The organism is Pseudomonas sp. MYb2 (genome assembly GCF_002979955.1).
In the GTDB taxonomy this organism is placed as follows: domain Bacteria; phylum Pseudomonadota; class Gammaproteobacteria; order Pseudomonadales; family Pseudomonadaceae; genus Aquipseudomonas.
The window spans coordinates 57,029-71,018 of record NZ_PCQC01000011.1 but is presented as its reverse complement, the minus strand read 5'-3'; the positions used below and the strand labels follow the sequence as shown (position 1 = coordinate 71,018).

General features: G+C 59.5%; 11 protein-coding genes. 5 read left to right on the top strand and 6 right to left on the bottom strand.

Annotated features, from left to right (window positions below; genetic code table 11):
- Positions 1 to 177: 177 nt before the first annotated feature.
- The 5 genes from CQ009_RS18815 to tpx form a co-directional block, all read right to left on the bottom strand.
- A complete protein-coding gene (locus tag CQ009_RS18815) occupies positions 178 to 1,650 on the bottom strand; it encodes an efflux transporter outer membrane subunit (RefSeq protein ID WP_064391072.1) in 1,473 nt (490 codons plus the stop codon).
- Positions 1,647 to 4,754 carry an efflux RND transporter permease subunit gene (locus CQ009_RS18810; protein WP_105708119.1) on the bottom strand — a complete coding sequence of 1,036 codons (3,108 nt, stop codon included), beginning with the start codon at positions 4,752 to 4,754 and terminating at the stop codon, positions 1,647 to 1,649. The genes CQ009_RS18815 and CQ009_RS18810 overlap by 4 nt, the downstream gene beginning before the upstream one ends.
- A gap of 142 nt (positions 4,755 to 4,896) precedes the next feature.
- Entirely contained in the window at positions 4,897 to 7,998 is a 3,102-nt protein-coding gene (locus tag CQ009_RS18800) for an MdtB/MuxB family multidrug efflux RND transporter permease subunit (protein WP_064391070.1), read from the bottom strand.
- On the bottom strand, positions 7,995 to 9,302 hold the full coding sequence (locus CQ009_RS18795; protein WP_064391069.1) for an MdtA/MuxA family multidrug efflux RND transporter periplasmic adaptor subunit: 1,308 nt from the start codon (positions 9,300 to 9,302) through the stop codon (positions 7,995 to 7,997). The genes CQ009_RS18800 and CQ009_RS18795 overlap by 4 nt, the downstream gene beginning before the upstream one ends.
- 175 nt (positions 9,303 to 9,477) lie before the next feature.
- Positions 9,478 to 9,978, bottom strand: a complete 501-nt coding sequence (gene tpx, locus CQ009_RS18790; protein ID WP_007955056.1) for a thiol peroxidase — start codon at positions 9,976 to 9,978, stop codon at positions 9,478 to 9,480.
- A 344-nt stretch (positions 9,979 to 10,322) separates the two neighbouring features.
- Between tpx and CQ009_RS18785 the strand changes: the two genes are divergently transcribed.
- Together CQ009_RS18785 and CQ009_RS18780 are read left to right on the top strand one after the other, a co-directional pair.
- A complete protein-coding gene (locus CQ009_RS18785) occupies positions 10,323 to 10,748 on the top strand; it encodes a YciI family protein (RefSeq protein WP_105708117.1) in 426 nt (141 codons plus the stop codon).
- Between the two features lie 229 nt (positions 10,749 to 10,977).
- Complete coding sequence (locus tag CQ009_RS18780; RefSeq protein WP_224790858.1) at positions 10,978 to 11,358, top strand: YciI family protein; 381 nt, start codon at positions 10,978 to 10,980, stop codon at positions 11,356 to 11,358.
- A 100-nt stretch (positions 11,359 to 11,458) separates the two neighbouring features.
- Here the strand turns inward: CQ009_RS18780 and CQ009_RS18775 are convergent, their stop codons facing one another.
- The gene (locus CQ009_RS18775; protein WP_064391067.1) at positions 11,459 to 11,683 is read right to left on the bottom strand and encodes a cold-shock protein; all 225 of its coding nucleotides are present in this window, start codon (positions 11,681 to 11,683) and stop codon (positions 11,459 to 11,461) included.
- Between the two features lie 326 nt (positions 11,684 to 12,009).
- Here CQ009_RS18775 and CQ009_RS18770 point away from each other — a divergent pair, with 326 nt between their 5' ends.
- From CQ009_RS18770 to CQ009_RS18760, 3 genes are read left to right on the top strand one after another with little or no spacing between them, the layout of a single operon-like run.
- Positions 12,010 to 12,798, top strand: a complete 789-nt coding sequence (locus CQ009_RS18770; protein ID WP_105708227.1) for a hypothetical protein — start codon at positions 12,010 to 12,012, stop codon at positions 12,796 to 12,798.
- 10 nt (positions 12,799 to 12,808) lie between these two features.
- Positions 12,809 to 13,009, top strand: coding sequence for a hypothetical protein (locus CQ009_RS18765; RefSeq protein ID WP_105708111.1), 201 nt, complete (start codon positions 12,809 to 12,811; stop codon positions 13,007 to 13,009).
- A gap of 12 nt (positions 13,010 to 13,021) precedes the next feature.
- Entirely contained in the window at positions 13,022 to 13,972 is a 951-nt protein-coding gene (locus CQ009_RS18760; protein WP_064391065.1) for a transporter, read from the top strand.
- Positions 13,973 to 13,990 lie beyond the last annotated feature (18 nt).

Below are 13,990 nucleotides of genomic sequence, written 5' to 3'. Positions count from 1 at the left end.
CTTGCGCAACTCACTGTGTGAGCGAGCCTGCTCGCGAATACGTCCTCCGATTTGATCGTTCCCACGCTCCGCGTGGGAATGCAGCCCGGGACGCTCCGCGTCCCTTCAAAGCCGAACGCGGAGCGTCCGTTGAGGCGTTCCCACGCGGAGCGTGGGAACGATCAGTGAAGCCAACCTTCAGCGGGTGTTATCGCTGACATCCAGCTGCCCGTCCCAGCCACCGCCCAGCGCCGCAATCAATTGCACGCTGGCAATCAAGCGGCTTTGCAGAATGTTCAGCACGCTGCGCTCGTTGCTCAACGCCGTGGCTTGCACCACCACCACATCGATGTAGGCAATCAGCCCGGCCTTGTACTGGTTTTCCGTCAGGCGCAGGGAGTCGCGGGCAGCATCGAGGGCTTCCTGGCGCACCGCCGCTTCGTCCTCATAGACCTTGAGCTGTACCAGATAATTTTCCACCTCGCGGAAACCGTCGAGCACGGTCTGGCGGTACTTGGCCACGGTCTGGTCGTACACCGCTTCCGTGCGATCGACTTCCGCCGAACGAATGCCGCCGTCGAACAGCGGCAGCGCCAGTTTCGGCCCTACCGACCAGAAGCGGTTTGGCAGGCTGATCAGGTTCTGCGAGGTACTGCTGCTGTAGCCACCGCTCAGGCTCAGACTCAGATCCGGGTAATACGCCGCTTTGGCCACGCCGATGTTGGCGTTGGCCGCAATCACCGAGCGCTCCGCCGAAGCAATGTCCGGGCGCCGCTCCAGCAACTGTGATGGCAGGCTCAACGGCACCTGCGGCAGCTTCGGAATGGTCTGCACTTCGGCAATGTTGAAATCCGCCGGCGCTTGCCCGGTCAGCACGGCAATCGCATTTTCGAATTGCGCGCGCTGCCAGATCAGGTCGACGAGATCGGCCTGGGTGCTTTTCAGTTGCGTCTGCGCCTGGGCGACCGCATCGCGCCCGGAAACGCCGGCGCGGTATTGGTTTTGAGTCATTTTCAGCGAGCGTTCGTAAGCGGCAACCGTGGCCTCGAGCAGGCGTTTTTGCTGATCGATCACGCGCAGTTGCAGGTAGTTTTGTACCAGTTCCGATTGCTGGCTCAGGCGCATGGCGGCCAGATCGGCAAAACTGGCCTGGGCGCTGGCCTCATCGGCTTCCAGTCCACGGCGCAGCTTGCCCCAAACGTCAGCTTCCCAACTGACACCCAGTTCGGCGTTATAAGTGTCGCGGATGCCACTGGAGGAACTGCTCAGACTCGAACTGCTGCTGCCGGTGCCTTGGCTGGAACGGGTCTTGCCCACGCTGAGGTCGACACTCGGATAGAACGCCCCGCGTGCGCTGCGCACCAAGGCTTGGGCCTGACGAAACTGTGCTTCCGATTGCGCGACGGTCTGGTTGGAGCTGTTTAGTTTTTCGATCAGCCCGTTGAGCTGTTGATCGCCATACAGCTCCCACCAGGCACCTCGGGCCAGCGAATCGCTCGGGTTGGCCTGGGTCCAGCCTTCGGCCTCCTTGTACTGGGCAATTTCAGCGGTCTGCGGACGCTGGTAGTCCGGGCCGACGGCGCAGGCACTGAGCATCGCCACGCACAGTGACAGGCTCAGCAGACGCGAGCCGCGAACAGTGGCCAGATTGAAAAGCGAACGGTCAGTCATAGCGGAGTTTCCAGAGCGGCGTCAGTACGCACGCCACGCCATTTGTTGAAACGATGGCGCAGCTTGTCGAGATAGAGGTAAACCACAGGCGTGGTATAGAGCGTCAGCACCTGGCTGAAAATCAGCCCGCCGATGATGGTCAGGCCCAACGGCTGGCGCATTTCCGCGCCTTCGGCCCGGCTCAGCAGCAACGGCAGGGCACCGAGAATCGCCGCCAGCGTGGTCATCAGAATCGGCCGCAGACGCTGCAGGCAGGCACTGCGAATCGACTCCAGCGGCGACAGGCCCTGATGACGTTCCAGTTGCAGCGCGAGGTCGATCATCAGAATGGCGTTTTTCTTCACCACGCCAATCAGCAGGAACAGCCCGAGCAACGAAATCAGACTGAACTCGCCGCCCAGCGCATAGATCGACAGCAACGCGCCGACCCCGGCCGACGGCAGGGTCGACAGGATCGTCAGCGGGTGGATGTAGCTTTCATACAGCACGCCCAACACCAGATACACCGCCAGCAGCGCGCCGAGAATCATGAATGGCTGGCTCTTCTGCGTCGCGGCGAAGGCGTCGGCGGTGCCGGCCATTTTCGCGATCACGTTTTCCGGCAGGCCGAGCTTGGCAATCGCCCGCTCGATGGCGGCACTGCCCTGCTCCACCGTCACGCCTTCGGCCATGTCGAAAGAAATGTCCTCGGAGGCAAACTGGCCTTCGTGGCTGACGCGGTCGTCCTCCAGGCTGTTTTCGTAATGAGCGAAGGTCGACAGCGGCACCCGCGCACCGTCAGCGGTGATCACCTGCACCTGCTTGAGCGTCACCGGGTCCTGGGCGTATTTCGGATTGACCTCCATCACCACCTGATACTGGTTGAGGCTGTCGTAGATCGTCGAAATCTGCCGCTGGCTGTAGGCGTTGTTCAACACCGAGGTAACCATGTCCATGTCGACACCGAGGCGTTTGGCCTGATCGCGGTCGACGATCAACGTCACTTGCTGCGCGCCCTTGCCTTCACGGGCATCGATCGCGGTCAGTTCGGGCAACGCACGTAACGCAGCAACCACTTTTGGATACCACTTGCGCAACTCACCCAGATCACCACTTTGCAGGATGTAGCTGTACTGCGACGTGGTCTGCTCGCGGCCGCCGCCAAACTGCAGATCCTGATCCGCCATCAGCATCAATTGCGCACCGGGGACCTTGGGCATTTCCTTGCGCAGGCGTTCGATGACCTTTTGCGCATTGAGCTGACGTTCCTTGATCGGCTTCAGACGTACCAGCATGAAGGCGTTATTGGTGCCGTTGCTGCCACCGATGAACCCGGCGACGCTTTCCACTGCTTCGTCCTTGAGCACGGCACGGCGGAAGATTTCCATTTTCGGCTGCATCACGCTGAACGAAAGACCATCGTCACCGCGCACGAAACCGATCAACTGGCCGGTGTCCTGCTGCGGCATGAAGGTTTTCGGCACCACCACGTACAGCGCGACGTTGACGCCAACGGTGATCAGCAGACTGAGCAAGGTCAGACGACGATGGCGCAACACCCAGTCGAGGCTGGTCGCGTATTTGCCGACCATCCAGTCGTTGGTGCGGCGGCTCCAGCGTTGCAGGCGGTTCTCCTGCCCCGGCGTGTGCGGTTTCAGCCAACGGGCACAGAGCATCGGCGTCAGCGTAAGCGAAACCACCAAGGAGACGACAATGGCCGCCGCCAGGGTGATGGAAAACTCGCGGAACAGGCTTTCGACAATCCCGCCCATGAACAGGATCGACAGGAACACCGCCACCAGCGAAACGTTCATCGACAGCAAGGTGAAACCGACTTCCTTGGCCCCGAGGTAAGCGGCCTGCATCGGTTTGACGCCCTCGTCGATGTGCCGCGAGATGTTCTCCAGCACCACAATGGCATCATCCACCACCAGACCGGTGGCCAGAATCAGCGCCATCAGCGACAGGTTGTTCAACGAAAAACCATAGAGGTACATCACCGCAAAGGTGCCGACCAGCGACACCGGTACGGCCAGGGTAGGAATCAGCGACGCGCGGAAATTACCGAGGAACAGGAACACCACCAGAATCACCAGTGCCACGGCGATCAGCAAGGTCATCTCGGCTTCATGCAGTGTCGCCTTGATCACCGGCGAGCGGTCCATGGCCAGATTCAGCTTCACGCTGGCCGGCAACACCGCTTGCAGGGCCGGCAACTGCGCCTTGATCTCGTTGACCGTCTCGATGATGTTGGCACCGGCCTGGCGATTGATCACCAGCAGCACCGCCGCGTCATCGTTGAAGAAGCCGCTGTTGTAGCGGTCCTCGACACCGTCGCTGACCTTGGCCACGTCCTTCAGACGCAACGCGGCACCGTCGGCGTAGTGGATGATCAGCGATTCGTAATCCTTGGCTTTTTCCAACTGATCATTGGCCTGGATCTGCCACAAGCGCTGACCGTCCTCGACCGAACCTTTTGGCCGGCGCACGTTGGCATCGGCGATGGTCTTGCGCACATCGTCGAGCGCCACTCCGTACTGGTTCAGCGCCTGCGGTTCCAGTTCGATGCGCACAGCCGGCAGCGAACTGCCGCCGATCTGCACTTCACCGACACCCTGCACCTGGGACAGACTCTGGGAAAGAATGGTTGAAGCCAGATCGTAGAGCTGGCCTTTTTCCAGCACATCGGAGGTCAGCGACAGCACCATGATCGGCGCCTGCGACGGGTTGACCTTCTTATAGGTCGGCATGCTGCGCATCCCGCTAGGCAACAGGTTGCGCGAGGCGTTGATTGCGGCCTGCACTTCCCGCGCGGCGCCGTTGATGTCGCGGTCGAGATCAAATTGCAGAATGACCCGGGTCGAACCCTGACTGGAACGGCTGCTCATGGTGTTGACGCCGGCGATCGCGCCGAATGAGCGCTCCAGCGGCGTGGCCACGGTGGACGCCATGACCTCCGGACTGGCACCGGGCAGGCTCGCCTGCACAACGATCACCGGAAAATCCATTTGCGGCAGCGGCGCCACTGGCAGCAGGCCGAAGCTGACACCGCCGAGCAGCATGATCGCCAGGCTCAGGAGCATCGTCGCGACTGGGCGTTTGATGAAAGGACCGGAGAGGTTCATTGACCACAAACCCCGACTTCACACCCATCCCCTGTAGGAGTGAGCCTGCTCGCGATAGCGGTGTGTCTGCCTCCACTGATATTGAATGTGCCGGCCTCATCGCGAGCAGGCTCACTCCTACAGGGGTTATGTGTACGGACAGTCATACCGAGACCTCTTCGGCATCCGCATTGGTCTTGCCAAAGCGCCGTCCGAGACGGTCGAAGTACAGGTAGATCACCGGTGTGGTGAACAGCGTCAGCACTTGGCTCACCAGCAGACCACCGACCATCACCAGACCCAACGGCTGACGCAGTTCAGCCCCGGAACCGGTGGCGAGCATCAACGGCACCGCACCAAACAGCGCCGCCAGCGTGGTCATCAGAATCGGCCGGAAGCGCAGCAGCGCCGCCTGATAGATCGCCTGCTCCGGCGCCATGCCTTGGGTGCGTTCAGCATCGAGGGCGAAGTCGATCATCATGATCGCGTTCTTCTTGACGATACCGATCAGCAGAATGATGCCGATGATCGCGATCATGCCCAGATCGTTGCCACTGAGCAGCAACGCCAGCAAGGCGCCAACTGCCGCCGACGGCAAGGTCGAGAGAATGGTGATCGGGTGGATGTAGCTCTCGTACAGCACGCCCAGCACGATGTACATGGTCACCACCGCCGCCAGAATCAGCAGCAAGGTGCTCGACAGCGAGGCCTGGAAGGCTTCCGCCGCGCCCTGGAACTGGGTTTGTACGCCGACCGGCATGCCGATGTCTTTCTGCACTTGTTCGATGACATCGACCGCATGCCCCAACGCTACACCGGGCGCCAGGTTGAACGACATCATCACTGCCGGGAACTGGCCGATATGGGTAATCGCCAGTTGCGCCTGACGTTCTTCCACATGGGCCAGACTCGACAGGCGTACCTGTGCGCCGTCGGTGGTCTTGACGTGAATCTGGTCCAGCGCCTGCGGGCCGATCTTTTCCCCGGCCTGAGCTTGCAGCACCACGCGGTACTGGCTGGCCTGGGTGTAGATCGTCGAGATCTGGCGTTGGCCAAAAGCGTCGTACAGCGCATCGGTGATGTTCGCCACCGAAACGCCAAGGCGGGAAGCGGCATCGCGGTCGATCACCAGATACACCTGCAAACCCTTGTCCTGCAAATCACTGGCAACGTCGGTCAGTTCCGGACGCTGCGCCAGCGCTTCGACCAGTCGGCCGCTCCACTGGCTGAGCAGTTCAGAGTCCGGCGAGGACATGCTGAACTGGTATTGCGTGCGACTGACGCGGTCTTCAATGGTCAGGTCCTGCACCGGCTGCATGAACAGACGGATGCCGACCAGTTTGTCCAGTTGTGGTTGCAGGCGCGCAATCACCTCAGTGGCGGTCAGATCACGATCGCCATGGGGCTTGAGGTTGATCAGCAAACGGCCGCTGTTGAGCGTGGCGTTGTCGCCGTCGACACCGATGTAGGACGACAGGCTCTGCACCGCCGGATCTTCGAGAATGATTTTCGCCAGTTCCTGTTGACGCTCACCCATGGCGGCAAAGGAAATCGACTGCGGCGCCTCGGAAATGCCCTGAATCACCCCGGTGTCCTGCACCGGAAAGAAGCCTTTCGGCACGACCATATAGAGGAACACGGTCAATGCCAGCGTACCGATGGCCACCAGCAAGGTCAGTGGCTGGTGCTTGAGTACCCAGCGCAGCATCCGACCGTACTCGGCGATCATCCAGTCGATGACAGCGCCGCTGGCTCGGTAGAAACGGCCCTGTTCATGTTCCTCGGGTTCACGTTTGAGCAAACGTGCGCACATCATCGGCGTCAGGGTCAGCGAGACCACCAGGGAAATAAGGATTGCCACGGCCAGGGTGATGGCGAACTCACGGAACAACCGCCCGACCACGTCCGCCATGAACAGCAGCGGAATCAGTACTGCGATCAGCGACAGGGTCAGGGAAATCAGGGTAAAGCCGATCTGCTTGGCGCCCTTGAGCGCGGCCTGCATCGGGCTGTCGCCCTCTTCGATGAAGCGCGCGATGTTCTCGAGCATGACGATGGCGTCGTCGACCACAAAACCGGTGGCAATAGTCAGCGCCATCAAGGTCAGGTTATTGACCGAGAACCCGGCCAGGTACATCACGCCGAAGGTGCCAATCAGCGACAGTGGCACGGCCACCGACGGAATGAGCGTCGCACTGGCGCGGCGCAGGAACAGGAACGTCACCATCACCACCAGGGCGATGGCGATGAGCAATTCGTGCTGCACGTCAGTGACCGAGGCGCGGATGGTCTGCGTGCGGTCGGTCAGCACGGTGACATCGAGGCCGGCCGGCAGGTTGTCGGTGATGCTCGGCAGCAGTGCCTTGATGCGGTCAACCACTTCGATGACGTTGGCACCCGGCTGACGCTGGATGTTCAGCAATACCGCCTGATTCTGGTTGGCCCACGCCGCGAGACGCTCGTTCTCGGCGCCATCGACGATTTCCGCCACGTCCTTGAGCCGCAACGGCGCGCCGTTCTTGTAGGCGAGGATCAGGTTGGCGTAATCCTCGGGCGAGGTCAGCTGGTCGTTGGCGTCGAGCATCGACACTCGGGTCGGGCCGTCGAAGTTGCCTTTCGGCTGATTGACGTTGGAAGCGCCGATCAAGGTGCGCACGTCCGACAGGTTCAGGCTGTTGGCGGCCAACGCTTCCGGGTTGACCTTGATGCGCACGGCCTGACGTTGACCGCCGGCAATGCTGACCATGCCAACACCGCTGATCTGGGCGATTTTCTGCGCCATGCGCGTATCGACCAGATCATTGAGTTTGGGCAACAGCATGGTTTTCGAGGTGATCGCCAGGGTCAGTACCGGGGTGTCTGCCGGGTTGACCTTGTTGTACACCGGCGGCGCTGGCAAATCGGTCGGCAGCAGATTGGTCGCGGCGTTGATCGCGGCTTGCACCTGCTGTTCGGCGACGTCCATGTTGATATCGAGACTGAAACGCAGGGTCAGCACCGACGCGCCGCCGGAGCTGGTCGAGGCCATTTGCGTCAGGCCCGGCATCTGCCCGAACTGGCGCTCGAGTGGCGCAGTTACAGCACTGGTCATCACATCCGGGCTGGCGCCGGGATACAGGGTCATGACGCGGATGGTCGGGTAATCGACCTGTGGCAGTGCCGACACCGGCAGCAAGCGATAAGCGATCAGGCCGGCCAGAACAATGGCCAGCATGCTCAGGGTGGTGGCTACCGGTCGGAGGATGAACAGCCGCGAAATGTTCATGCGCCCTTCTTGGCCTTGTCAGTGACCGCAGCATCCGGTGCGTTGGCGGCGGATTTGCCTTGCAGGTGTTCGGTCGGGGTGGTCGGCACTTGATTGCTGTCGTTGACCACTTCCACTTCACTGCCCTCTTTCAGGCGGTCGGTGCCTTCCAGCACCACGCGGTCGCCAGCGGCCAGACCTTCGGTGATGACGGTGTTTTCGCCATCGCTGGCGCCGATCTTCAACTGGCGAATGGTGACTTTCTTGTCGCCGTCCAGCGCATAAACGAAGGTACCGTTGGTGCCGAACTGGATGGCCGCCGACGGCGCCAGCACCACGCCTTTCAGCGTGTCAGCCAGCAAGTGCACGTTGACGAACTGGTTGGGGAACAGCGCCTGATCGCGGTTTTCGTAGCGGGCCTTGAATTTCAGGGTGCCAGTGGCGACGTCGATCTGGTTGTCGAGGCTTTGCAAAACACCAGTGGCCTGCAGTTTGGTGTCGCCGCGATCCCACGCTTCGGCCGGCAGCTTGGCGCCGCTGCGATAGCGGGCGAGCACTGTTTCGAGGCTGTTTTCCGGCAAGGTGAAAGCGACGCTGATCGGTTGTGTCTGGGTAATAACCGCGAGGAACGTGGTGTCGTTGGCGGTGACGAGGTTGCCGACGTCAATCTGGCGCAGACCGACACGGCCGGCAATCGGCGCGCGGATTTTGGTGAATTCCAGATTGAGTTTGGCGTCATTGACCGCCGCCTGATTGGTCTTGACCGTGCCCAGATACTGACCGACCAGCGCTTCGGCGGTGTCCAGCGTCTGTTTGGCGATGCTGTCCTCTTTGAACAGACCGCGATAACGCTCGACGTCGACCTGCGCGTTTTTCAGCTGTGCCTGATTTTGCAGCAAGGTGCCTTCGGCCTGCAGCAAGGCGTTCTGGTAGGGACGCGGGTCGATCTCGGCCAGCAGGTCACCAGCCTTGACCATCTGGCCTTCTTCGAAATTGATCTTGACCAGCTCGCCGCCCACACGGCTGCGCACATTGATGGTGTTGAGCGCAGTCACCGTACCCAGCGCCTTGTAGTACAGCGGAAAGTCGCCGGTGACCGCCGGCGCCACCCGCACCGGAATCGGCCCGGTGCCGCCACCGAAGCCCGGCCGCATCATCCCCGAACGTCCGGCATGCCCGGCAGCAGCCTTGTCAGCGCCCTCCTTGTGGGCTGAACCGGCCGGCCAGAATTTCCAGCACAAAACGGCGATCACCAACAGGACAAGCAGGCTGATCAGCCAGCGACGGGAGTTACGGGGGGACGATTGCATGGAGTGATTAACCATTGGGCGCGTGGGCTTCTATTACGGGAGGCTGAACGATAAGCACTGATGGGGAATTAGCAAAGCAGCTTTACCGGCAATTTACTTACACCTTACGTTTCAAGGTGTGAGGCAAAACACTGATACACAAATGAAAACGGCCTGGACAGGGCCAGGCCGTTAACAATTGTAAAAGCGCTTACTTGAGAACGGACAGTGCCGCTTCGTAGTTAGGCTCTTCAGCGATTTCCTTGACCAGTTCGCTGTGCAGAACGTTGTCGTTTTCGTCCAGAACCACGACGGCGCGAGCGGTCAGGCCTTTCAGCGGGCCGTCAGCGATGGCCACGCCGTAGTTCTCGATGAACTCGGCACCGCGCAGGGTCGACAGGTTCTGGACGTTTTCCAGACCTTCGGCGCCGCAGAAACGCGCTTGGGCGAACGGCAGGTCAGCGGAGATGCACAGCACCACGGTGTTGCTGATGTCATTGGCCTGAGCGTTGAACTTGCGCACGGAGGTAGCGCAGGTCGGGGTGTCAACGCTTGGGAAGATGTTCAGCACTTTGCGCTTGCCGGCAAAGTCTTTCAGGGTGACGTCGGACAGATTGCCGGCAACCAGAGAAAAGGCTGGCGCCTTGGAACCGGCTTGTGGCAACTGGCCGTTGACTTGAACCGGATTGCCTTTGAGGGTGACTTGAGCCATGACTTGAGTCCTTCTGATGTTTTGATTGGAAAGCATGCAAGAGGCCGAAGTTAACCACGAAATTGTCCGACGACCTATGCCCTGTTTGGAAATTGTTGGGTGCCTGCGCGAAAAATTGTATACAAAACCACAGCCGTTCCCCTGTAGGAGTGAGCCTGCTCGCGATAGCGGTCTGTCAGTCAACATCTGCGTATATGACCCACCGCCATCGCGAGCAGGCTCACTCCTACAATGAGATCTGCGGTGTGAAAAAATTCTCCGCACCTTTTACCAGAGGCCCTGTCGATTCAAGCCCGGCCCGTTCGACTAAACAACGAATCCCCACAATCCAAGGAGTAACCGCCATGCGCTTCATGATCCTTGTCAAAGCCAGCGTCGACTCGGAAGCCGGCATCATGCCCAGCGAAGAGCTGATCACCGCCATGGGCAACTTCAACGAAGAACTGGTCAAAGCCGGCATTCTCATCGACGCCGATGGCCTGCACCCGAGCAGCAAAGGCGCCCGCGTACGCTTCTCCGGTGACAAACGCACGGTCATCGACGGGCCGTTCATCGAGACCAAAGAACTGGTGGCGGGTTACTGGATCTGGGAAGTGAAATCAAAAGAAGAAGCCATCGAATGGGTCAAGCGCTGCCCTAACCCGATGCCGGGCGAGTCCGATATTGAAATCCGCCAGATATTTTCTGCAGAAGACTTCGGCGCCGAGTTCACCCCTGAAGCGCGTGCGCAAGAAGAACGCGTTCGCGAACAAGCCAAGAAAAACGGCTAAACCGGACATCCCATGCAGGAGCTGCCGAAGGCTGCGATCTTTTGATCTTGAAAAGCAAAGTCAAAAGATCACAGCCTCGTTTCATTCGACAGCTACAGAATCGATCACTCGGGCATAGAGCGGATCTTGATCGTTCCCACGCTCTGCGTGGGAATGCCTCTCGGGACGCTCCGCGTTCCAAATTGCGAATTTGACGCAGAGCGTCAGGGGCTGCATTCCCACGCAGAGCGTGGGAACGATCAATCAAGAACTGATCACCGCCATGGGCAACTTCAACGAAGAACTGGTCAAAGCCGGCATTCTCATCGACGCCGATGGCCTGCACCCGAGCAGCAAAGGCGCCCGCGTACGCTTCTCCGGTGATAAACGCACGGTCATCGACGGGCCGTTCATCGAGACCAAAGAACTGGTTGCGGGTTACTGGATCTGGGAAGTGAAATCAAAAGAAGAAGCCATCGAATGGGTCAAGCGCTGCCCGAACCCGATGCCCGGCGATTCGGAAATTGAAATCCGTCAGATATTTTCTGCCGAAGACTTCGGCGCCGAGTTCACCCCCGAAGCACGTGCGCAGGAAGAACGCGTTCGCGAACAAGCCAAGAAAAATAGCTGAACACTACACAGGTAGGAGCTGCCGCAGGCTGCGATCTTTTGATCTTCAAAACATAAGCAAACGATCGCAGTCTCTGGCATCACAGACAAAGCAGTAAGCCTTAGATCAACTTGAGACTATCGCAACGCCAGGTTTTTTTACCTTTATCCATGGGGCACTCGACTTTTTCAAATTCAACTCTTGAATTCTGATTGACCAGTAAGTAGATGTCCAAACCAATATCCTTGGCACTAAAGTACACAAGCTCTCCTGTTTCATCCTGCTTGATAAATCCGGAATATTGAGCAACATTGTAGAAGATCACCGTTCCCGTCGCCACATCCATCCCCTTATTGAAGCCTTCTCTTCACCACCAGTCAGCAGTGGTTCCCTCAACATCAAGCGACATTCATCCTCGCTGAACAACTGTCAACTCTGACAGGTGCCGAGCATTACCGACTAACGGTCGCAGGCCATCCAGTACACAACTCGATTGTTAACCCGTACACAAAACCAAAGAATTAATCCATTCGGCTGGCTAACTCCCGATTAGCTGCTAGCGTCATTCAGACGTGTCCTACAGGCTTGATAAGAAAGGGATTACGCCGTAACGGTCGAGAAGTGCCGACGAGAGTGCCGAGCTGTCTATAAGCCACCAGGGAATCGGGGATGATGTTCAATCGAGTGGGGAAGACTCTTTTTCTGGTGAGTTCGCTGGCGGCTGCGTGTGCGGCACAGGCGGATAACGCCGAGGACTCGAACAAGAGCAACAACCCGTTGAACGTCGCACCGGGCGCCAATCTGCAGGATTACTACACCCCCAAACTCTACGACAGCAATGCGCACAGCAATGACGTGTTGCTGCGCGGCACCCTGCCGATCGCGCCGAACGATTTCATCGGCGTGCCGCAACTGGTTCGCGCGACGCTGCCGATCAGCACTCGCCCAGACCCGCATAACGGATACAGCACCGGCATCGGCGATCTGAACCTGTTCGATATCTTCATTCTGAAAACCGAAGGCGTGCAGTTGGGCATTGGCCCGTTGATCACCGCACCGACGGCTGAACAGGACGAGCTCGGTACCGGCAAATGGCAAGGCGGTCTGGCAGCGGTGGCCATCGACGCTTCGCCGCGCGGGTTGCTCGGCGCTCTCGTGCAGTATCAAAGCTCCTTCGCTGGCGACAACGACCGCCCGCACGTCGAGAGCGCCACCATGCAGCCGTTCATCATCCATAACCTGGAAAAAGGCTGGTATCTGCGCTCTACCGGCACCTGGACTTTCGACCTGAAAAACGACACGCACTACATCCCGCTCGGTCTGGGTGTCGGCAAAGCCTGGAAGTCCGGCAGCAACATCCTCAACGCCTTCGTCGAGCCGCAGTGGACGGTTGATCGCAAGGGCGAAGGACTGCCGCAGTTCGTTGTGTACACCGGCATCAATGTGACATTCGGCAAATAAGGAAAACGCCATGCACGCTATTTTCAAAGCCACTGGATACGGCCTGATGATCATGTTTGTCAGCTGTGGTGTCGGCGCCCAGCAACCCAACTGCCCCACGACGCCAAACGGGTCGGCACAGGAGATTGTTCGCCTTGATAAGCCGACACCGGAAGTCGCCAGTGGTGAATGGAAAATGCCGTTGCTCAACCCGATCAATTCAAAACAATAAGCGGAGTTTTTGATGATCAAGCCCAACGTAGTGCGCCCATTGCTGGCGCTGTGCATGATCGGCAGTCCTCTGCTTTACGCAGCAGAGGGTGGCGTTGGCCGACCGATCACCGGCCAGCAGGTGTTTTCCAACGCCGGGATAGTCCCGCCCGAACCGGGCTGGGTCATGTCGCTGACCAGCATCTGGTACGACGGCTCGCTCAAGGGCAGTTCCGGCGCGCCGATTTCCGGTGCCGTCAGTGGCGGGATCGACATGAAAGTCTCCTACACCATGGGCAACTTCACCCACGTCTGGGACACCGGCAAGGGTCGCTGGAACTACGCCTCGGCGATCGGCGTGCCGGTGCAGTACACCGACATCAAAGCGAGTATCTCCGGCCCGCGCGGCCGCACGCTGGGCGACAGCGATTCCGGCACACAATTCGCCGACGCCTTGATCACGCCGATTGCCGCCGGCTACCACTTCGATGAGCTGAACCACATCTCGTTTTCGCTGCCGATCTACGTGCCCACCGGTGCCTACAACAAGGATCGCCTGGCCAACCCGGGACAGAACAACTACACGTTCATGCCGACCGTGGCGTTCACTCATCTGGATGGCAAGGGTGGCGAATTCAGCCTCATGAGCGCTTTCGAGCGCTACACCGAAAACGACGCCACCGATTACCGCAACGGCAACATCTTCCGCCTCGATGCCCTGTGGACCCTTGGGTTTGGCGAAGGCTGGAATGCCGGCGTTGCCGCCGGTTATATCCAGCAACTGACCGACGACAAAGGCCAGACCGCCAACACGTTCAACGGCTATCGCGGACGTTCTGTGGGCGCTGGTCCGGTGCTCGGCTGGACCGGCAAATTCGCCGATGCCCAAGCCAACATCAGCGCCCGCTGGGTGCCGGAATTCGACACCAAGAATCGCCCCGAGGGCAACGGCTTCAGCGTCAACCTGACCCTGGCGTTTTTCTAGACCGGACACAAAGGACTG